Raw genomic sequence first — 19,556 nt, forward strand, 5'->3', positions numbered from 1 at the left:
CCGGGCAACGGAAGGGCCGGGTGTGTGTTTGGCACTACAGTGCGCTTGCAGGAGGCAATTTAGATGTTTGAATCGGCAGAAATCGGGCACCGGGTCGAGAAGGAGCGCTGGAAGCAGGAGTCGGCGCGCCTGCGTCACGCCTTGTTGCAGGCGCAGTATCGCTTGCTCAACGAGGGGCGCACGGCGGTGCTGATTTTGGTCAATGGTGTCGATGGGGCAGGGCGTGGCGAGACCGTCAACACGCTCAACGAATGGATGGACCCGCGCCACATCCGCACCGAGGCCTTTGGCCCGCAGACGCCCGAAGACCGCAAACACCCCGAGATGTGGCGCTTTTGGCAGGTGCTGCCGCCCAAGGGCCGGATCGGGATTTTTTTTGGTTCCTGGTACACCGACCCGGTGGCCTCATTCGCCCGGGGTGGCGAGACCCACGCCCGCTTCGTGCAGCGGCTGGAGCGCATTCGCCAGTTTGAGCGCATGCTGGTTGCCGAAGGGGTGGTGCTGGTCAAGCTGTGGTTTCATCTGTCCAAAAAAGCGGCCCGGGAGCGCCTCAAAACCCTGCAGTCCGACCCCAAAACCGCTTGGCGCGTCACGCCGCAAGACAAGGACAACCTCAGGCGCTACGATCGCTTCATCGAAGTCAGCGACGAGGCGCTGCGCAAGACCAGCTTGGGCGAAGCCTCGTGGCTGGTGATCGAGGGCAGCGACCCGGCCTACCGCACCCTGAGCGCCGCGCAGCACCTGCTGCAGGCCATGCAAGGCGCGTTTGCCCGCCGCAGCGCCGCCGACGGCAGCACGGCAGCAGCGGGGCCGGCCGCAGCGCCCGACCGGGTGCTGCAGCAGCCGCCTTTTCTGGCGCTCGATTCGCGCAGCCTGCTCAAGGTGCAGGACTACACGCGCAGCCTCAAGCGCAGCGTCTACGAGGACGAACTCGAACACTGGCAGGGCAAGTTGGCGCTGCTCAGCCGCGATGCGCGCATGCACAAACGGGCGCTGGCGCTGGTGTTCGAGGGCATGGATGCGGCCGGCAAGGGCAGCACCATCCGGCGCATCACGCAGGCCTTGGATGCGCGCTTTTACCGCGTGGTGCCGGTGGCGGCCCCGAACGAGAACGAACGCGCCCAACCCTATCTGTGGCGTTTTTGGCGCTACATCCCGGATTTGGGCAAATCGGTGATCTTTGACCGCTCGTGGTATGGCCGGGTGCTGGTCGAGCGCGTCGAGGGCTTGTGCGCGCCCGCCGACTGGATGCGCGCCTACGGCGAGATCAACGAGTACGAAGAAGAGCTGTGCGATGCCGGGGTGGTGATCGTCAAAATCTGGCTCGCCATCACGCCCGAGGAGCAGTTGCGCCGCTTTCGTGAGCGCGAGCAGACGCTCTACAAAAATTTCAAGATCACCCCGGAAGACTGGCGCAACCGCGAGAAATGGCCGCAGTACGAGCGCGCGGTCGAGGAGATGATCGACCGCACCTCGACCCAGGTGGCGCCCTGGTACATCGTGGCCAGCGACAACAAGCACTGGAGCCGCATCGAGGTCTTGCGCCACCTGTGCCAGCGGCTGGAGGCAGCGCTGTAGCGGGCGGCAGGGGGCCTCGATGGGCGGCCAGGGTTTTTGATCAGGGCACAGGCCGCTGCCCGCCGCTGCAGCGCCGCTGCCCGGCCAGGTCCAGCCGGTGCGCCACGCGCTGGTAGCCGTGGGCGCGCAGCAGATCGGCCACGGCATCGGCCTGATCCCAGCCGTGTTCCAGCAGCAGCCAGCCGCCGGGCTGTAAGTGGGCGTAGGCACTGGCTATGATTTCGCGCAGGTCGGCCAGGCCATCGGGGCCGGACACCAGCGCCTGCTGCGGCTCGTGGCGCAAGGCGGCCAGGTGCGGGTCGGCGGCGCGGATGTAGGGCGGGTTGCTGACGATCAGCCACAGCAAGGCGGGCGGCGGCTCTGGGTCGTGGTCGGCAACTGGGGTGGCCGGGGCGCAATCTGGGGCGGCTGGGTTGGCTGGGCCAGCCGCCGTGGGCCAGCCGCGCAGCCAGTGGCCGTGCCGCAGGCGCAGCGGCAGGTGCAGCCGCTCGGCGTTGGCGCGCGCCACGGCCAGCGCGTCCAGGCTGGCGTCGAGCGCCCACACCTGGGCTTGGGGCCGCTGCTGTTGCAGCGCCAGCGCAATGGCGCCGCTGCCGGTACCTAAGTCGAGCACCGGCAGCGCCTGCCCCAGTGGCAGCCGTTCCAGTGCCCAATCGACCAGGGTTTCGGTGTCGGGGCGGGGGTCGAGCACGCGCGCATCGATTTGCAGCGCCAGGCCGTAGAACTCGCGCTGGCCGGTCAAGTAGGCCAGCGGCTCGCCGTTCAGGCGGCGTTCGGTGAGGGCGCGCAAGTGCTGGGCGGCGGCGGCGGGCAGGGCGGCGTCGCCATGCGCCAGCAGCCAGGCGCGTTCGTGCGGCCCGCGCTGCAGGGCGTGCAGCAGCAGCAACTGGGCCTCCAGCCGGGGCAGCCCGGCTTGCTGCGCGCCTCGCAAGGCGGCTTCGATGCTGCCTTGGCCTTGGTCCGGCACCCGGCTCACGCCAGCGCCCCACGCTCGCTCTGGGCGGCGCGCTGCTCCAGTTCGCCCAGCAGCTCGGCCCCGCGCGCCAGCCGCAGCGCCTGCAGCAGCTCGTCCAGATCGCCCTCTAGGATTTGCCCCAGCTTGTAGAGCGTGAGGTTGATGCGGTGTTCGCTCAGGCGCCCCTGCGGGTAGTTGTAGGTGCGGATGCGGTCGCTGCGGTCGCCGCTGCCGATCAGGCCCTTGCGCTCGGCGGCTTCGCGGCTGGCGCGTTCGCTGCGCTCTTTTTCCTGCAAGCGCGCTTGCAGCACCTGCAGCGCCTTGGCTTTGTTGCTGTGCTGGCTGCGCCCGTCTTGGCATTCGGCCACCAGGCCGGTGGGCAGGTGCACCACGCGCACGGCGGAGTCGGTTTTGTTGATGTGCTGGCCGCCGGCACCGCTGGCGCGGAAGGTGTCGATGCGCAGATCGGCGGGGTTGAGCGTGATGGCCTGCGTCGGGTCGGGCTCGGGCAGCACCGCCACGGTGCAGGCGCTGGTGTGGATGCGCCCTTGCGCTTCGGTGGCCGGCACGCGCTGCACCCGGTGCCCGCCAGACTCGAAGCGCAGCGTGCCGTAGGCCCCGCGGCCTTCTAGGCGCAGCACCAGTTCTTTGTAGCCGCCGAGTTCGGCCGGGGTTTCGCTCAGGGTTTCGACGCGCCAGCCTTGGCGTTCGGCAAAGCGGGTGTACATGCGCGCCAAATCGCCGGCAAAGAGCGCGGCTTCGTCGCCGCCGGTGCCGGCGCGGATTTCAAGGAAAGCGTGGCGCGTATCGTCGGGGTCGCGGGGCAGCAGCAGGGTTTGCAGCTCGGCCTCTAGCAGCGCCATGTCGGCTTGCACCTGCTCGGCTTCGAGCTGCGCCAGCTCGGCCAGTTCGGGGTCGGCGTCGGCGCTCAGGGCCAGCGCGTGCTGCAGCGCGGCTTCGCACTCGAGGTAGCGCCGGTAGGGCTGCACCACGTTGTCGGCCTCGGCGTGTTCGCGGCTGAGCTGGCGAAAGCGCTCGCGGTCGGACACGGCGTCGGGCGCGCCCAGCAGGGCGTCGAGCTCGTGCAGGCGCAGCCGCTGGCGCTCCAGCGTGTGGCGGATGAAGGGTTTCACAGGCGCCCGGGCCCGCGCAGGAACAGGCGCGAGACCGCCTCGGCGGTGGCGGCGCGGGTGTGTTCGTCGCCCGCGTGCAGTTCGGCCAGTGGGCCGTGCAGCATTTTTTGCGTCAGGCCGCGCGCCAGCGCTTGCAGCACGGCTTCGGTGTCTTCGCCGCGTGCCAGCCGCTTGCGCGCGCGCTCGATTTCCAGCGCACGCCAGTCTTCGGCCTGCGCTTGCAACTGGCAGATCAGCCCGACCACGCCCAGCGTCGGGTCGCGCTGTTGCAGCCAATGCATGAAGCCCTGCACCCCGGAATCGATGATGGCCTCGGCCTGAGCCACGGCGGCTTGGCGGTGGTCTTTGCCGTTTTGCACCACGCTGGCGAGGTCATCGACGGTGTAGAGGTAGACATCGTCGAGCTGCTTGACTTCGGCCTCGATGTCGCGCGGCACCGCCAGGTCAACCATAAACATCGGGCGGTGGCGACGCTGCTTGAGGGCGCGCTCGACCGCCCCAAGCCCGATCAGCGGCAGGGTGGAGGCGGTGCAACTGATGACGGCGTCGAACTCGTGCAGGCGGCCGGGCAAGTCGGACAGGCGCAGCGCCTCGGCGCCAAAGCGGCTGGCGAGCTTTTCGCCGCGCTCGAGCGTGCGGTTGGCGATCGCCATCGAGAGCGGCTGCTTGGCGGCAAAGTGGGTGGCGGCGAGTTCGATCATCTCGCCCGCTCCGATGAACAGCACCCGAATCTGGCGCAAATCTTCGAACAACTGGCCCGCCAGGCGCACCGCAGCGGCGGTCATGCTGATCGAGTGCGCGCCGATGGCGGTGCTGCTGCGCACCTGCTTGGCCACGGCAAAGGAGCGCTGGAACAACTGGTGCAGCGTGCGGCCCAAGGCCCCGGCCTGCTCGGCGGCGCGCACCGCGTCTTTCATCTGGCCCAAAATTTGCGGCTCGCCCAGGACCATGGAATCGAGCCCGCTGGCCACACGAAAGGCGTGCCGGGCCGCCGCGTCGTCGTGCAGCACGTAGGCGTGGTGCAGCAACTGCTGTGGGCTTACGCTGCCGGTTTGGGCCAGCCAGTGGATGGTGGGCTCGAGCGCCACCTGCTCGGCGGCGCAGTAAATTTCAGTGCGGTTGCAGGTGGAAAGCAGCGTGGCCTCGGGCTGCTGCGCAAGGCCAGCGCGAAAGCGCTGCAGGGTGGGGGGCAGTTGATCGAGCGCGAACGCGAACCGGCCGCGCAAATCGAGCGGCGCGGTTTGATGGTTGATTCCTAGCGCCCAAACTGCCATAAGGAACGGATTATAAAATCGCGACGACCCAGGCGGCTTGCCATGGGCCAATCGTTTGTACGATGAGCTTGATCGCCGGTTGCGGCCCCCCATTTTTTGCTCGATTTTGAGCGGGATTTTCAGCCTCCTGCGTAGGCCTGCGTGGCGACACTTTTTATGAGCTTCTTTGACGGCCTGCTGCACCTGTTCAATTTTTTTCTGCCCGCCTTGGGCATGGCGGCGCTGCTGGCCCCGGCGCTGGTCTGGGGCCAGGGCGCGGGCAGCCGACGCGGCGCACGCTTCAAAAGCCTGCTGCTGGGCTGGCTGGCCTTGTCGGCCTTGGGTGCGCTGGTGCTGCTGGCTGGGCTGTGGTGGCATGGCCGCGATGGCCGCATGGCCACCTATGCGGCGCTGGTGGTGGCGCTGGGCTCGGCCGTGGCCTACTGGCGTTCGCGCTAGCCCAGCCCAGCCCGCACCCGGTCCATGCCCTTGCGCCGAGCAGGCACAGCCAACGCTGCCCCGGTGAGCCAGGGGGCGCTGCGTTAATATCGCCAACCCCGTCCGATGCTTTGGCCTTTATGAACGCTCCGACCCCGATGCAGCATCTGCTCGCCGCCGCCGATGCGCTGCCGCGGCTGCGCGAAATCCCCTACAACTACACCTCGTTTTCCGACCGCGAGATCGTGATCCGGCTGCTCGGCGCGCGCGCCTGGGAGGTGCTGAATCAGTTGCGCCAGGAGCGCCACACCGGCCGCTCGGCGCGCATGCTCTATGAGGTGCTGGGCGATATTTGGGTGGTGCAGCGCAACCCCTATCTGCAAGACGACCTGCTCGACAACCCCAAGCGCCGCGCTGCGCTGGTGCAAGCGCTGCAGCACCGCCTGTGCGAAATCGAAAAACGCCGCCGCCCGCTCGAAGACGGGGCCCGCGACGCGCTGGTGGGCGAGCTGCTGGCGGCGGCGCAGCAGGCGGTGCGCGCCTTCGAGCGCCGATTCGCAGAAATGGCGGCCCTGCGCCAGCGCGCCATCAAGGCGCTGCGCCGCCACACCGCGCGCGACAACATCAAGTTCGACGCCCTGAGCCGCGTCAGCCACGTCACCGACGCCACCGACTGGCGCGTCGAATACCCGCTGCTGGTGCTCACGCCCGACAGCGAGGCCGAAACCGCCGCCTTGGTGCGCGCCTGCATCCAGCTCGGCCTCACGCTCATTCCGCGTGGCGGCGGCACCGGCTACACCGGCGGCGCGGTGCCGCTGTGCTGGAACAGCGCCGTCATCAACACCGAAAAGCTCGAAACCCTGAGCGCCGTCGAGCTGCGGCCGCTGCCCGGCGTGGCGCAACCCGTGCCCACGATCTGGAGCGAGGCCGGGGTGGTGACGCAGCGCGTGGCCGACGCCGCCGAGCGCGCCGGTTATGTGTTCGCGGTGGATCCGACCAGCGCCGAAGCCTCCTGCGTGGGCGGCAACATCGCCATGAACGCGGGCGGCAAAAAAGCCGTGCTCTGGGGCACGGCGCTCGACAACCTGGCCAGTTGGCGCATGGTCACGCCCGAGGCGCAGTGGCTGGAGGTCACGCGCCTAGGCCATAACCTAGGCAAGATTCACGACGCCGCCGTGGCCAGCTTCGAGTTGCAGTACTTCGAGGCCGACGGCAAAACCCTGATCCGCACCGAGCGGCTCGACATCCCCGGCAGCACCTTTCGCAAGGCCGGGCTGGGCAAGGACGTAACCGACAAGTTTCTGGCCGGGCTGCCAGGGGTGCAAAAAGAGGGCTGCGACGGACTCATCACCAGCGCGCGCTGGGTGCTGCACCGCATGCCAGCGCACACCCGCACCGTGTGCCTGGAGTTTTTTGGCAACCCCAAAGACGCGGTGCCCAGCATCGTCGAAATCAAAGACTACCTCGACTCTTTGCAGCACAGCCCCACGCCGGTGTTGCTGGCCGGGCTGGAGCACCTGGACGACCGCTACCTCAAGGCGGTGGGCTACAGCACCAAGAGCAAGCGCGGCGGCCTGCCCAAGATGGTGCTGATCGGCGACGTGGTGGGCGACGACCCCGATGCCGTGGCGCACGCCACCAGCGAGGTGGTGCGGCTGGCCAATGCCCGCAGCGGCGAAGGTTTTGTGGCCGTGAGCGCCGAGGCGCGCAAAAAATTCTGGGCCGACCGCAAGAAAACCGCCGCCATCAGCCGCCACACCAACGCCTTCAAGGTCAACGAAGACGTGGTGATTCCGCTGCCGCGCATGGGCGAATACACGCTCGGCATCGAGCGCATCAACATCGAGCTCAGCCTGCGCAACAAGCTCGAACTGGCCGATGCGCTGCTGGCCTTTTTTGACCGCACCACGCTGCCCCTAGGGCCAGTGGAAGACGCCGCCGACCGGCCCAGCCCGGAGCGGGTGCAAGAGCGCGCGCAACAGGCCCAGGCGCTGATCGAGGGCGTGCGCGCCCAGTGGCAAGGGTGGCTCGATGGGCTCGATGGCTTTGCCAGCCCAGAACACGGCAATGGCCTGGATGCCCTCGATGCCCACGCTGCGCTCGATGCCCTCGACGGCACCGAGGCCGCGCCTGCTGAGCGCAGCAGCTTCGAGCCGCTGCAAGAGCAGCGCTGGCGCGCCAGTTGGAAAACCCAAATCCGCGCCCCGCTGCGCGAGCTGTTTACCGGCAGCGTCTGGGCCCCGGTGCTGGCCGAATGCGAGGCCATCCACCAGCGCGTGCTCAAGGGCCGGGTTTGGGCGGCGCTGCACATGCACGCCGGCGACGGCAACGTGCACACCAACATCCCCGTCAACAGCGACGACTACGCCATGCTGCAAACCGCGCACGAGGCGGTGGGGCGCATCATGGCGCTGGCGCGCAGCCTCGACGGCGTGATCTCGGGCGAGCACGGGATTGGCATCACCAAGCTCGAATACCTGAGCGAGGCCGAGCTGGCCCCCTTTGCCGATTACAAGCAGCGCATCGACCCCGAAGGCCGCTTCAACCGCGGCAAGCTGCTGCGCCACGGCCCGCTGTTCGAGCAGCCCGAGCAGCGCCGCGCCGACCTCAGCCAAGCCTACACCCCGAGCTTTGGCCTGATGGGCTACGAGTCGCTCATCATGCAGCAAAGCGACATCGGCGCCATTGCCGATTCGGTCAAAAACTGCCTGCGCTGCGGCAAGTGCAAACCGGTCTGCGCCACCCACGTGCCGCGTGCCAACCTGCTCTACAGCCCGCGCAACAAGATTTTGGCCACCTCGCTGCTGATCGAGGCCTTTTTGTACGAGGAGCAGACGCGGCGCGGCATCAGCCTGCGCCACTGGGAAGAGTTCGAAGACGTGGCCGACCACTGCACCGTCTGCCACAAGTGCCTCACACCCTGTCCGGTCAAGATCGACTTTGGCGACGTGACCATGAACATGCGCAACCTGCTGCGCAAGATGGGCAAAAAGAGCTTCCGGCCCGGCAACGCGGCGGCCATGTTCATGCTCAACGCCACCCGGCCCGAGACCATCCGGCTGGCGCGCACGGCCATGGTGGGAATCGGCTTCAAGGCGCAGCGCTGGGCCCACGGGCTGCTCAAGGGGCTGGCGCGCAAGCAGACCAGCGCCCCGCCCGCGACCCTCGGGCCAGCGCCGATCAAAGAGCAGGTGATCCACTTCATCAACAAAAAGCTGCCCGGTGGCCTGCCCAAGAAAACCGCGCGCGCCTTGCTCGACATCGAAGACAAGGCCTACGTGCCCATCATCCGCGACCCGCGCGCCACCCACAGCGACACCGAGGCGGTGTTTTACTTCCCCGGCTGCGGCTCCGAGCGCCTGTTCAGCCAGGTGGGGCTGGCCACGCAGGCCATGCTCTGGCACGCCGGGGTGCAAACGGTGCTGCCGCCGGGCTACCTGTGCTGCGGTTACCCGCAGCGCGGCTCGGGCCAGTTCGACAAGGCCGAGCAGATCATCACCGACAACCGGGTGCTGTTTCACCGGGTGGCCAACACGCTCAACTACCTCGACATCAAGACCGTGGTGGTGAGCTGCGGCACCTGCTACGACCAGTTGCAGGGCTATCAGTTCGAGCAAATTTTCCCCGGCTGCCGCATCATCGACATCCACGAATACCTGCTGGAAAAGGGCATCACCCTGCCAAGCCAAGGCGCCTACCTGTTTCACGACCCCTGCCACAGCCCGATGAAGCTGCAAGACCCGCTCAAAACCGTGCAGGCGCTGGTGGGGCCCACGGTGCTCAAGGCCGAGCGCTGCTGCGGCGAGAGCGGCACGCTGGGCGTGACGCGGCCCGACATCTCGACCCAGGTGCGCTTTCGCAAAGAGCAGGAGCTGCGCCAGAACGCCGCCGACCTGAGCGCGTTGGCGCAGCAAAACGGGGTGGTGCCAACCGCAGGAGCGACCAAAATCCTCACCAGTTGCCCGAGTTGCTACCAGGGCCTGAGCCGCTTTGGCGACGACCTCGGCAACGGGCTGCTGGAAGCCGACTACATCGTGGTGGAAATGGCGCAGCAAATTTTGGGCCCCAACTGGCTGCCCGACTACGTGGCGCGCGCCAACGCCGGGGGCATCGAGCGGGTGCTGGTGTGAGCGCGGGCCCCGAGCTGATCTGCCCCTTGTGCGCGCACGAGGGCGGGCTGCTGCTGCTGCGCCAGCACAAATTGCGCATCGTGCGCGTGGCGGGTGCGCAAGATGCGCTGCCAGCCGATGTGCAGACGCTGGTGCAGCCCGAGGCGCTGGCCGAGCCCTTCCCGGCCTACTACCGCGTGATCTGGAACGCCCACGTGGCCGAGTGGTCCGACCTGAGCGAGGCCGAACAGGGCTTGTGCATGCGCGCCGTCAACGCCGTCGAACGCGTGCTGCGCTTGCAGTTGCAACCCAGCAAGATCAACCTAGCGGCGCTGGGCAACGTGGTGCCGCACCTGCACTGGCATGTGCTGGCGCGCTTCGAGTGGGACAGCCACTACCCGGCCCCGGTCTGGGCCGCTGCCCAGCGCCCACTGCAGGCCGAGCGGCTGCACGCGCTGCGCCAGCGCCTGCCGGCCTGCGACGCCGCCATCGCCGCGCTGCGTCTGTGAGGCGCGGCTCAGGTGCCCGTCATCCAAACCCGTTAGCATAGCGCCCCATGAGCCAAACCCATTTCGGATACGCCGCCGTCGAGGAACAAGACAAAGCCCGCCAGGTGCGCGCCGTGTTTGACTCGGTGGCGCCGCGCTACGACCTCATGAACGACCTCATGTCCGGCGGGCTGCACCGGCTCTGGAAGCGCTACGCGGTGGCGGTGGCCAACGTGCAGCCGGGCCAGCGCGTGCTCGACCTGGCCGGCGGCACCGGCGACTTGGCGCGCGCCTTTGCGCCCTTGGTGCAACCGGGCGGCGTGGTGCTGCACACCGACATCAACGAGGCCATGCTGCGCGAAGGGCACGTGCGCCTGCTCGACGCCGGCGTGCTGCTGCCCACGCTGGTCTGCGACGCCGAGCGCCTGCCCTTTGCCGAGGGCGCGTTCGACTTGGTCACGGTGGCCTTTGGCTTGCGCAACATGACGCACCAGCAGCAGGCGCTGCAAGAGATGAACCGCGTACTGCGCCCGGGCGGCAAGCTGCTGGTGCTGGAGTTCTCCAAGGTGGCACCGCCGCTGCAGCAGGCCTACGACTGGTACAGCTTTCAGGTGCTGCCCCGGCTCGGCCAGCGGGTGGCGGGCGACGCGGCCAGCTACCGCTATTTGGCGGAATCGATCCGCATGCACCCAGATCAGGAAACTTTGCGTGGCATGATGCGTCAAAGTGGCTTCGGACACGTCGATGTGCACAACCTGACGGCCGGGGTAACGGCCCTGCACATGGGCATCAAGTGTTGATTTTTTTAACGAAAGTGAGCGGGACATGAAGTTTTGGTCGATCTTTTTGGCGCTGATGCTGGCGCTCACCTCCTTCGATGCCTTTGCGCAAAAGCGCTTTGGCGGCGGCGGCTCATTTGGCCAGCAGTCGGGCAATGTGCAGCAGCGCAACGCCACACCGCAGCAGGCACCCGGCCAGCAGGCCGCGGGCCAGCGCGCCGGTGGCACGCAAACCCCATCGCGTCCGTGGGGCGCCATGCTGGGCGGTTTGGCCGCTGGCTTGGGCTTGGCTTGGCTGGCCTCCTCGCTCGGTTTGGGTGAAGAGTTCGCCACCCTGCTGCTGTTGCTGCTGGCCGGGGTAGCCATTTTGGCCGTGGTGGGCTTGGTGCTGCGCTCGCGCGCCGCCGCCGCTGGCCGCTCGCCCTTTGCCATGCAAGGCGCCGGTGGTCAGTACACCGCCCGCAGCTACCAGCCTGGCAACGTCGGCAACGACGCCTCGGCCCGGCCTTGGGAGCGCAGCCAGAGCGGCTTTGGCAGCAACCACCCGGCCCCGGTACAGGGGGCGCAATACAGTGGCAACCAAGGCGGCAGTCTGATTGGCTCCGGCTTGGGTGGCTCGGCGCTTGGCGGCAGCCAAAGCTGGGGCGTTCCGGCCGACTTCGACACCGAAGGCTTTTTGCGCGCCTCCAAAGCCAACTTCGTGCGCGTCCAAGAGGCCTGGGACCGCGCCGACATCGCCGCCCTGCGCACCCTCATGAGCGACGAAATGGTGGGCCACATCCAAGCCCAACTGGCCGAGCGCACGGCCGAGCGCGAGCGCAGCGGCGCGCCGGTGGTGCAGACCAACGAGGTGCTGATGCTGGATGCCAAGTTGCTGGGCATTGAAGACCGCGGCATCGACTACATGGCCAGCGTCGAGTTCTCGGGCATGATGCGCGAAGAAGGCTCGGCCGGCCCCACGCCCATGCGCGAAGTCTGGAACATCACCCGGCCCAAGCAAGGCCCAGGGGGCTGGCTGGTGGCGGGCGTGCAAGCGCTGCAATGACCCGGATTTGAGTTTTTTAGCGGGCCGCACCGGACCGTGGGGGTGCATACCCTGCGCCCGGCGCTGGCTGTGGGCATATACCGAATCGCCAAAGCAGGCGGTTCCATCGCGATGGAGTCCGCTTTATGCGCCAAAATCAGGGGGCCATGAAACAGCCCCCTTTTTCTTTTCCGTCCCCGCCCGAGGCGCTGCAGCGCCTGTTCGATGCGCTGCCCAAGCTGCCCGGTCTTTCCGGTGGCCTTGAGGCCCTGCCCGAGCCGCCCGAGTGGTTGCGCCTAGAGCTGCACAACCGCTTGCTGCTGTTGCTCAACCACGTGCTGCAGCAAGAGCCGCAGGCCATGGAGCGGCTGCGGCGCCAGCAAGGCAAGCCGGTGCAGGTGCAGTGGGGGCCGTTTGCGCTCAAGCTGCAGGCCACCGCAGCCGGTTTGCTGGCGCTGGCCGCGCCCGAGGCCGAGCCCGATCTGCGCATCCAACTCACCGAGCGCTCACCGCTGGCGCTGGCCCAAGTGGCCCTAAGCGGTGCCAAACCAGCGCTGGAAATTCAAGGCGATGTGCAGCTCGCGGCCGAGGTGGCGTGGTTGTTCGACAACGTGCGCTGGGACGCCGAAGAAGACCTCTCGCGCCTGCTGGGCGACGCTGCGGCGCACCGGCTGGTAAGCGGCGTGCGGGCTGGCTTGGCCGAACTCAAGCGCTTTGCCGAGCAGGCGCAGACGCAGGCGCAGGGCGTGGGCCAGGCGCTGGCGCGCGGCTGGCGCACCCCATCCCCCTTCGGCACCTACGCTGGGGCGGCGGCACCTGAGCCCGCACCCGCACCAGAGGCAAGCACCCCCAACCCCAACCGCACGGGCAGCGGCGAGCCCGGAGCCAGCGCGTGATCCGGCGCTTCTTTCGCGGCGCCTTCATCGTCTGGGTGGTGCTGCGCTACGGCCTCGACGAGCTGGTCTTGTCGGGCTTTGAACACCCGCTGCTGGCGCTGCTGCGTCGCTTCATCACGGTAGGGCGCGATCTGCGCGCCCCACGCGGGCTGCGCCTGCGCGAGGCGCTGGAGCGGCTGGGTCCGATCTTCGTCAAATTCGGTCAGGTGCTCTCGACCCGGCGCGACCTGATGCCGCCCGATATTGCCGAGGAGCTGGCGCACCTGCAAGAGCGGGTGCCGCCCTTTCCCAGCGCGGTGGCGGTGGCGATCATCGAAAAAGCCTTTGGCAAGCCGCTGAATCAGGTGTTTGCTGCGTTTGAGCAAACCCCGGTGGCCAGCGCCTCCATCGCCCAGGTGCATTTTGCGCAACTGCACGACGGGCGCGAGGTGGCGGTCAAGGTGCTGCGCCCCGAGATGCTGCAAGTGATCGAAAAAGACCTCGGCCTCATGCGCGTGATGGCCGGCTGGGTGGAGCGGCTGTCGCGCGATGGCAAGCGCCTGAAACCGCGTCAGGTGGTGGCCGAGTTCGATAAATACCTGCACGACGAGCTCGACCTCATACGCGAAGCCTCCAACGCGGCCCAGTTGCGCCGCAATATGCAAGACCTCGATCTGGTGCTGATCCCGGAAATGCACTGGGACTGGTGCCGCACCGAGGTGTTGGTGATGGAGCGCATGAAAGGGGTGCCGATCAGCCAAGTCGAGCGGCTGCGCGCCGCCGGTGTCGACATCCCGCGCGTGGCGCGCGAAGGGGTGACGATTTTTTTCACCCAAGTGTTTCGGGATGGTTTTTTCCATGCCGATATGCACCCCGGCAACATCCAGGTCAGCCTCGCGCCCGAGACCTTTGGTCGCCTGATTTCGCTCGACTTTGGCATCGTTGGCACCCTGACGCCGACCGACAAAGAGTATCTGGCGCAGAATTTCACCGCTTTTTTCCGGCGCGACTACAAGCGCGTGGCCGAGCTGCACGTGGAAAGCGGCTGGGCGCCGCCGCACACCCGCATCGACGAGCTCGAAGCCGCCATCCGCGCGGTGTGCGAGCCTTACTTCGACCGCCCCTTGAAAGAAATCTCGCTCGGCATGGTGCTGATGCGGCTGTTCCAGACCTCGCGCCGCTTCCAGGTCGAAATCCAGCCGCAACTGGTGCTGCTGCAAAAAACCCTGCTCAACATCGAGGGGTTGGGGCGCGAGCTCGACCCCGAGCTCGACCTCTGGAGCACCGCCAAGCCCTTTTTGGAAAAGTGGATGCTGGAGCAGGTGGGGCCGCAGCGCCTGTGGCAGCAGCTCAAGGCCGAAGCGCCGCTGTACGCCAAGCTGCTGCCCGCCCTGCCGCGGTTGCTGCACGACTACCTGCAGCAGCGTCCGACCGACTTGCGGCGCGAGGTGCAAGAGCTGGTGCGCGAGCAGCGCCGCACCAACCGGCTGCTGCAGGGGATCATCTACGGCGGGGTGGGCTTCGTGCTGGGGTTGCTGGCGATGCAGCTTTATGTGCGGGTGAGTTTGTGGTGATGCCACCTGCCCCCAGTTAAAATGGTGGGCTCGCGCGCCCATTGTTTCGTCCATCCCGATTTGCACAGGTAATTCCATGCCCATCTACGCCTATCAGTGTGAGTCTTGCGGTCACGCCAAAGACGTGCTGCAAAAAGTCTCTGCCGATCCGCTCACCACCTGCCCGGCCTGCGGGGCCGAGAGCTTCAAAAAACAGCTCACCGCCGCTGGTTTTCAGCTCAAGGGCAGCGGCTGGTACCAGACCGATTTTCGCAATGGCTCGGCCGCTGCGCCAGCCGCTGCTGCGGGTGCCACCAGTGTCGCCCCGGCCGCTGCCGATGCCGCCACCGCCGCCGCCCCGGCTGGCCCCTGCGGCCAGCCTTGTGCCGCGGCCTGTCAAGCCTGACAGCTGCCTACCTGGCTGCTAAACCCTTGGCCGACTGGCACTGCGCGTCGGGCTGGGGTGGTGCACCCGTTTACCCGTTCCGCTCCGGCGTTCCTTTGCCGCCTGAGCCCCGTTTCTGAAAGCCCCTCCCATGTCGATGCGCAGCCACTATTGCGGTCTGGTCACTGAAGCCCTGTTGGGCCAAACCCTGAGCCTGTGCGGTTGGGTCAATCGCCGTCGCGACCACGGCGGCGTGATCTTCATCGACCTGCGCGACCGCGAGGGTTCGCTGCAAGTGGTGTGCGACCCAGACCGGGCCGAGATGTTTCAGATCGCCGAAGGGCTGCGCAACGAGTTTTGCGTGCAGATCAAGGGCGTGCTGCGCGCGCGCCCAGCCGGCACCGCCAACGAGGCGCTCAAGAGCGGCCAAGTGGAGCTGCTGTGCCACGAGATCGTGGTGCTCAACCCCTCGGTCACGCCGCCGTTCCCGCTCGACGACGAGCACCTGAGCGAAACCACGCGCCTGACGCACCGCGTGCTGGATCTGCGCCGCCCCGCCATGCAGCGCAACCTGATGCTGCGCTACCGCGTGGCCATGCAGGTGCGCCAGTTCCTCGATGCGCACGGCTTCATCGACATCGAAACCCCGATGCTCACCAAGAGCACCCCCGAAGGCGCGCGCGACTACCTCGTGCCCAGCCGCGTACACGACGGCCACTTCTTTGCGCTGCCGCAGTCGCCCCAGTTGTTCAAGCAGTTGCTGATGGTGGCCGGCTTTGATCGCTACTACCAGATCACCAAGTGCTTTCGCGACGAAGACCTGCGCGCCGACCGCCAGCCCGAATTCACCCAGATCGACATCGAAACCTCCTTCTTGGGCGAGCAAGAAATCCGCGACCTGTTCCAAGGCATGATCACGGCCGTGTTCCAGCAGGCGCTGGGCGTTGATCTGGGTGCGTTTCCGGTCATGGCCTACGCCGACGCCATGCACCGCTTCGGCTCCGACAAGCCCGATCTGCGCGTGCAGCTCGAATTCACCGAGCTCACCGACACCATGGCCGGGGTCGATTTCAAGGTCTTTAGCAGCGCGGCGCAAATGAAGGGCGGGCGCGTGGTGGCGCTGCGCGTGCCGGGCGGGGCCGAGCTCAGCCGCAGCGAGATCGACGCCTACACCGAGTTCGTCAAAATCTACGGTGCCAAGGGCCTGGCTTGGATCAAGGTCAACGACGTGGCGGCCGGGCGCGAGGGCCTGCAAAGCCCGATCGTCAAAAACCTGCACGACGCCGCGCTGGCCGAGGTGTTGCGGCGCAGCGGGGCGCAAAACGGCGACCTGCTGTTCTTTGGGGCCGACAAAGCCAAGGTCGTCAACGACGCCATCGGCGCCCTGCGCCTGAAAATCGGCCACAGCGAATTCGCCAAGGCACGCGGCCTGTTCCAGCCCGGCTGGGCCCCGCTGTGGGTGGTCGATTTCCCGATGTTCGAATACGACGACGAAGCCGCGCGCTGGAACGCCGTGCACCACCCCTTCACCGCGCCCAAAGACGGGCACGAGGCGCTCATGGGCAGCGACCCTGGCCGCTGCATCGCCAAAGCCTACGACATGGTGCTCAACGGCTGGGAGTTGGGCGGCGGCTCGGTGCGCATCCACCGCGCCGAGGTGCAAAGCCAGGTTTTTGCCGCGCTCGGCATCGGGCCGGACGAAGCGCGCGCCAAGTTCGGCTTCTTGCTCGACGCGCTGCAATACGGCGCACCGCCGCACGGCGGGCTGGCTTTCGGGTTGGATCGGCTGGTCACGCTCATGACCGGGGCCGAGTCCATCCGCGACGTGATCGCCTTCCCCAAAACCCAGCGCGCCCAGTGCCTGCTCACGCAAGCCCCGAGCCTGGTCGATGAAAAGCAACTGCGCGAGCTCCATATCCGACTGCGCAACCCGGATGCCGTCCGGACCTGATACTATGTTCACTCCATCCACTCGGGAGTCCACCATGACCGATCACGTAAGCCCCTCCAAAGACAAACTCGTTGCCGACCTGCGGCTCGTCGTCGCCGACGCCGAGGAGCTTCTTGCCGCGACCGCGCACCAAACCGGCGACGCCTTGGCGGCGCTGCGCGAGCGCGCACAAGAAAACCTGCGCAACGCCCGCCACAAACTGGTTGGCCTCGAAGACGATGTGCGCATCAAGGCGCGTGAAGCCTGCCACGCCACCAACCACTACGTGCACGAGCACCCGTGGACGGCGATCGGCGTCGCTGCTGGCGTTGGCTTGCTGGTCGGCATGCTGATCAGCCGCCGCTAATAGCCGCAGCCGCTGTTCCCATGCCGTCGCTGCGTCCCGATAACGGGTCTGATTCGGCGCGGCCGACTTGGACATCCGCCCTGAGCGGCGTCGTGCGCGACGCCGTGGCCTTGGCCAGGGTGCGGCTGGAATTGCTGGCGCTCGAAGGTCGCAGCCACGCCCAAGCGGTGGTGCTGCTGCTGTTGCTGGGCTGGGCGGCGTTGTGCCTGTTCCTGCTCGGGCTGGCATTTTTGGCCGTGATGCTCACGGTGCTGTGGTGGGACACCCCCTACCGCGTGTTGGCGCTGGCCGCCTTTGCCTTTGTGTTCCTCACCCTTGGGGCGGTGGGTGCGGCTTGGGCTTGGCGCAACTGGGTCGTGCAGCGCAACTGGTTCGAGGCCACCCGCCAAGAGCTGGCGGCCGATGCGCGAAAGCTGCGCCCATGATGTCCGCCGGCCGCGATTACTGGCAGCGCCGGGCGGCCCTGCAGCAGCAGTCGGCACAGTTGCGCGACCGGCTCGAAGGGCAGGTGCAGGCGCTGCAGCCGGTGTGGCAGGTGGTCGATGGCACGCAACGCGGCGTCGGCTGGTTGCGCCAGCGGCCTTGGGTGCTGGCGCTGGGCCTGCTGGTGCTGGCGCGCAAGCCACGCACGGTGCTGCATTGGGGCTGGCGCGCGTGGCGCGGCTGGCGCTGGGCCAGCCGGTGGCTGGGCCGTTGAGCCGTCTCTCTGGTGCTCTCTTAAGCTCAACCCCGTATGAAGCTGATATTTGGTTTGCTGTTTGGCATAGGCTGCATCTTTGGCGGCTATGTGATCGCGGGCGGCAAGATGGGGGCCATCATGGCGGCGCTTCCCGTCAAGATGATGATCATCATGGGCGGTGCGCTGGGGGCCTTCGTCATCAACAACAAGCCTGCGGTGCTCAAGGGTGCGTGGGCCGGCATCGGCAAGGCGGCCAAGGGCTCCAAATACTCCAAGGCGCGGGCCATGGAGCTGCTGGCGCTGCTGTATGAGATTTTGCAAAAAGCGCGCAAGGAAGGGCTGATGGCGATCGAGTCCGACGTCGAAACCCCCGATGCGTCGCCTTTGTTCCAGAAATACCCCACCATCGCCGCCGACCACCATGCGGTCGAGTTCATCACCGACTACCTGCGCATGATGGTCTCGGGCAATCTGAACGCGCACGAGATCGAGTCCCTCATGGACAGCGAGATCGAAACCCACCACCAAGAGGGCCATGCCGTGGTGGCGGCGTACTCCAGGCTGGCCGGAGCCTTGCCGGCCTTTGGCATCGTGGCCGCGGTGCTGGGCGTGATTCAGACCATGGGCTCCGTCACCGAACCGCCCGAGATTCTGGGGGCCAAAATTGGCTCTGCCTTGTTGGGCGCTTTTCTGGGGATTTTTCTGGGCTATGCGATTTTCGAGCCACTCGCGGGCACGTTGGAGCAAAAGCTGGAAGAAGACACCAAAGAGCTGCAATGCATCCGCACCACCTTGTTGGCCAGCATGCAGGGCTACGCCCCCATGACGGCGATCGAGTTTGGGCGCAAGGTGCTGTACTCCACGGAACGGCCCACCTTCACCGAGCTCGAAGGGCATGTCAAGCAAAAGAAATGAGCCGAACATCGATTGCGCAAGCCCTTCACACCTAAGTTTCCCTCATGAGCGCCACCGGCAAGCCGCTGCAGCCCATCATCATCAAGCGCATCAAGAAGGCGGGGCATGCTGCGCACGGCGGCGCTTGGAAAATCGCCTACGCCGACTTTGTCACGGCCATGATGGCCCTTTTTTTGCTGCTCTGGCTGCTGGGTGCGTCCACCGAGGACCAACGGCGCGGGATTGCGGATTACTTCAACGCCCCCGTCATGGTGGCCTTGTTTGGTGAACCGGGTGCCAGGGCCACCATTACCCCACTGCCCGGCGGCGGGATGGATTTGTTGCGGCCCGATACACCGCTCGAAACCCGCCCCGAGCAGACGCAGGAGCAAAGGAATGACTGGGCCTTGCGCCAGGCGCTGATGCAGTATGACCGGCAGCGCGTGGAGGACCTGCGCCTCAAGATCGAGCAAGCCATCCAAGCCAATCCGCAATTGGCCGAGATGAGCCATCAGATTCGGCTCGAAATGGTGCAAGATGGGCTCTACATCCAGATCGTCGATGAGCAGGACCGCCCCATGTTTGCCACCGGCAGCCCGCTGGTGCAACCGCATTTGCGCGCCATCGTGCGCGAAATCGCCGTCTCGTTGGCCGAGGTGCCAAACCGCATGTCGCTCTCCGGCCACACCGACGCCACCCCCTTTGGTCGTGGCGCGCTGGGCTACAGCAACTGGGAGCTGTCAGCCGATCGCGCCAATGCGGCGCGCCGCGAACTGATGGCCGCTGGGATCCCGGAGCAAAAAATCGCCCGCGTGGTGGGCATGGGCCCGAGTCAGCCGCTGCTGCCCGAAGCCCCGTTTGATCCACGCAACCGGCGCATCAGCATTTTGGTGCTGACCCAAGATGCCGAAGAGCGCATGACGCGCTCGATCGCCGGCGCTGGGGTGTCGCCTTTGAGCAGTGTCGCCGCACCCGCAGCCCCGGCCCCCACCCCAGCGGCGACGCAGCCCCCCACATCGCCACCACCCCAAGGCGCCACCTTGGGCTCGGTCGCCTTGCCTCCTTTGCCCAGCTTGGCCCCGCCCGCGCCAGCGGGCCGTTGAACGCACCGCGCCA

18 protein-coding genes are annotated in these 19,556 nt (G+C 67.0%); 15 read left to right on the top strand and 3 right to left on the bottom strand.

The features are described from left to right. Positions 1–63: 63 nt before the first annotated feature. Positions 64–1,578, top strand: coding sequence for a polyphosphate:AMP phosphotransferase (gene pap, locus SRAA_RS02260; RefSeq protein ID WP_045530715.1), 1,515 nt, complete (start codon positions 64–66; stop codon positions 1,576–1,578). A gap of 40 nt (positions 1,579–1,618) precedes the next feature. On the opposite strand, the gene prmC is transcribed toward pap, so the two are convergent. From prmC to hemA, 3 genes are read right to left on the bottom strand one after another with little or no spacing between them, the layout of a single operon-like run. Then, positions 1,619–2,554 carry a peptide chain release factor N(5)-glutamine methyltransferase gene (prmC, locus tag SRAA_RS02265; RefSeq protein ID WP_045530716.1) on the bottom strand — a complete coding sequence of 312 codons (936 nt, stop codon included), beginning with the start codon at positions 2,552–2,554 and terminating at the stop codon, positions 1,619–1,621. Then, on the bottom strand, positions 2,551–3,666 hold the full coding sequence (prfA, locus tag SRAA_RS02270) for a peptide chain release factor 1 (protein ID WP_045530717.1): 1,116 nt from the start codon (positions 3,664–3,666) through the stop codon (positions 2,551–2,553). The genes prmC and prfA overlap by 4 nt, the downstream gene beginning before the upstream one ends. After that, positions 3,663–4,940 carry a glutamyl-tRNA reductase gene (hemA, locus tag SRAA_RS02275; RefSeq protein WP_045530718.1) on the bottom strand — a complete coding sequence of 426 codons (1,278 nt, stop codon included), beginning with the start codon at positions 4,938–4,940 and terminating at the stop codon, positions 3,663–3,665. The genes prfA and hemA overlap by 4 nt, the downstream gene beginning before the upstream one ends. Before the next feature lie 156 nt (positions 4,941–5,096). On the opposite strand from hemA, the gene SRAA_RS02280 reads away from it, so the two are divergent. From SRAA_RS02280 to motB, 14 genes are all read left to right on the top strand, one after another. Continuing rightward, positions 5,097–5,378, top strand: coding sequence for a hypothetical protein (locus SRAA_RS02280; protein ID WP_029463036.1), 282 nt, complete (start codon positions 5,097–5,099; stop codon positions 5,376–5,378). Positions 5,379–5,497: 119 nt separating this feature from the next. Continuing rightward, the gene (locus SRAA_RS02285; RefSeq protein ID WP_029463035.1) at positions 5,498–9,487 is read left to right on the top strand and encodes a DUF3683 domain-containing protein; all 3,990 of its coding nucleotides are present in this window, start codon (positions 5,498–5,500) and stop codon (positions 9,485–9,487) included. Beyond that, complete coding sequence (locus tag SRAA_RS02290) at positions 9,484–9,975, top strand: HIT family protein (RefSeq protein ID WP_231849312.1); 492 nt, start codon at positions 9,484–9,486, stop codon at positions 9,973–9,975. The genes SRAA_RS02285 and SRAA_RS02290 overlap by 4 nt, the downstream gene beginning before the upstream one ends. Before the next feature lie 47 nt (positions 9,976–10,022). Beyond that, complete coding sequence (locus SRAA_RS02295; RefSeq protein ID WP_045530719.1) at positions 10,023–10,754, top strand: class I SAM-dependent methyltransferase; 732 nt, start codon at positions 10,023–10,025, stop codon at positions 10,752–10,754. A gap of 25 nt (positions 10,755–10,779) precedes the next feature. Then, entirely contained in the window at positions 10,780–11,778 is a 999-nt protein-coding gene (locus tag SRAA_RS02300) for a Tim44 domain-containing protein (protein WP_045530720.1), read from the top strand. 146 nt (positions 11,779–11,924) lie between these two features. Further along, positions 11,925–12,653, top strand: coding sequence for an SCP2 sterol-binding domain-containing protein (locus SRAA_RS02305; RefSeq protein WP_052467453.1), 729 nt, complete (start codon positions 11,925–11,927; stop codon positions 12,651–12,653). Further along, on the top strand, positions 12,653–14,206 hold the full coding sequence (gene ubiB / locus SRAA_RS02310; protein ID WP_045533133.1) for a ubiquinone biosynthesis regulatory protein kinase UbiB: 1,554 nt from the start codon (positions 12,653–12,655) through the stop codon (positions 14,204–14,206). The genes SRAA_RS02305 and ubiB overlap by 1 nt, the downstream gene beginning before the upstream one ends. Before the next feature lie 76 nt (positions 14,207–14,282). Beyond that, positions 14,283–14,591 (top strand): FmdB family zinc ribbon protein, encoded by a 309-nt coding sequence (locus SRAA_RS02315; RefSeq protein WP_045530721.1) that lies wholly within the window; start codon positions 14,283–14,285, stop codon positions 14,589–14,591. Positions 14,592–14,721: 130 nt separating this feature from the next. Beyond that, positions 14,722–16,521: an aspartate--tRNA ligase gene (aspS, locus tag SRAA_RS02320; RefSeq protein WP_045530722.1), complete on the top strand. Its 1,800-nt coding sequence runs from the start codon at positions 14,722–14,724 to the stop codon at positions 16,519–16,521. 34 nt (positions 16,522–16,555) lie between these two features. Further along, positions 16,556–16,867: an ElaB/YgaM/YqjD family protein gene (locus SRAA_RS02325; protein WP_082039860.1), complete on the top strand. Its 312-nt coding sequence runs from the start codon at positions 16,556–16,558 to the stop codon at positions 16,865–16,867. A 20-nt stretch (positions 16,868–16,887) separates the two neighbouring features. Then, a complete protein-coding gene (locus SRAA_RS02330) occupies positions 16,888–17,292 on the top strand; it encodes a phage holin family protein (RefSeq protein WP_082039861.1) in 405 nt (134 codons plus the stop codon). After that, the gene (locus tag SRAA_RS02335; RefSeq protein WP_082039862.1) at positions 17,289–17,564 is read left to right on the top strand and encodes a YqjK family protein; all 276 of its coding nucleotides are present in this window, start codon (positions 17,289–17,291) and stop codon (positions 17,562–17,564) included. The genes SRAA_RS02330 and SRAA_RS02335 overlap by 4 nt, the downstream gene beginning before the upstream one ends. 36 nt (positions 17,565–17,600) lie before the next feature. Then, a complete protein-coding gene (gene motA / locus SRAA_RS02340; protein WP_045530725.1) occupies positions 17,601–18,461 on the top strand; it encodes a flagellar motor stator protein MotA in 861 nt (286 codons plus the stop codon). A 44-nt stretch (positions 18,462–18,505) separates the two neighbouring features. Further along, entirely contained in the window at positions 18,506–19,543 is a 1,038-nt protein-coding gene (gene motB / locus SRAA_RS02345) for a flagellar motor protein MotB (RefSeq protein WP_082039863.1), read from the top strand. Positions 19,544–19,556 lie beyond the last annotated feature (13 nt).

It is taken from the genome of Serpentinimonas raichei, from assembly GCF_000828895.1.
Taxonomy (GTDB): domain Bacteria; phylum Pseudomonadota; class Gammaproteobacteria; order Burkholderiales; family Burkholderiaceae_C; genus Serpentinimonas; species Serpentinimonas raichei.

What these genes read in the sequence shown, in the direction of transcription:
- pap (WP_045530715.1), top strand. Translation starts at nt 64, where the DNA reads ATGTTTGAATCGGCAGAAATCGGGCACCGGGTCGAGAAGGAGCGCTGG.
- hemA (WP_045530718.1), bottom strand. Translation starts at nt 4,940, where the DNA reads ATGGCAGTTTGGGCGCTAGGAATCAACCATCAAACCGCGCCGCTCGAT.
- SRAA_RS02280 (WP_029463036.1), top strand. Translation starts at nt 5,097, where the DNA reads ATGAGCTTCTTTGACGGCCTGCTGCACCTGTTCAATTTTTTTCTGCCC.
- SRAA_RS02285 (WP_029463035.1), top strand. Translation starts at nt 5,498, where the DNA reads ATGAACGCTCCGACCCCGATGCAGCATCTGCTCGCCGCCGCCGATGCG.
- SRAA_RS02295 (WP_045530719.1), top strand. Translation starts at nt 10,023, where the DNA reads ATGAGCCAAACCCATTTCGGATACGCCGCCGTCGAGGAACAAGACAAA.
- SRAA_RS02300 (WP_045530720.1), top strand. Translation starts at nt 10,780, where the DNA reads ATGAAGTTTTGGTCGATCTTTTTGGCGCTGATGCTGGCGCTCACCTCC.
- SRAA_RS02305 (WP_052467453.1), top strand. Translation starts at nt 11,925, where the DNA reads ATGAAACAGCCCCCTTTTTCTTTTCCGTCCCCGCCCGAGGCGCTGCAG.
- SRAA_RS02315 (WP_045530721.1), top strand. Translation starts at nt 14,283, where the DNA reads ATGCCCATCTACGCCTATCAGTGTGAGTCTTGCGGTCACGCCAAAGAC.
- aspS (WP_045530722.1), top strand. Translation starts at nt 14,722, where the DNA reads ATGTCGATGCGCAGCCACTATTGCGGTCTGGTCACTGAAGCCCTGTTG.
- SRAA_RS02325 (WP_082039860.1), top strand. Translation starts at nt 16,556, where the DNA reads ATGACCGATCACGTAAGCCCCTCCAAAGACAAACTCGTTGCCGACCTG.
- SRAA_RS02330 (WP_082039861.1), top strand. Translation starts at nt 16,888, where the DNA reads ATGCCGTCGCTGCGTCCCGATAACGGGTCTGATTCGGCGCGGCCGACT.
- SRAA_RS02335 (WP_082039862.1), top strand. Translation starts at nt 17,289, where the DNA reads ATGATGTCCGCCGGCCGCGATTACTGGCAGCGCCGGGCGGCCCTGCAG.
- motA (WP_045530725.1), top strand. Translation starts at nt 17,601, where the DNA reads ATGAAGCTGATATTTGGTTTGCTGTTTGGCATAGGCTGCATCTTTGGC.
- motB (WP_082039863.1), top strand. Translation starts at nt 18,506, where the DNA reads ATGAGCGCCACCGGCAAGCCGCTGCAGCCCATCATCATCAAGCGCATC.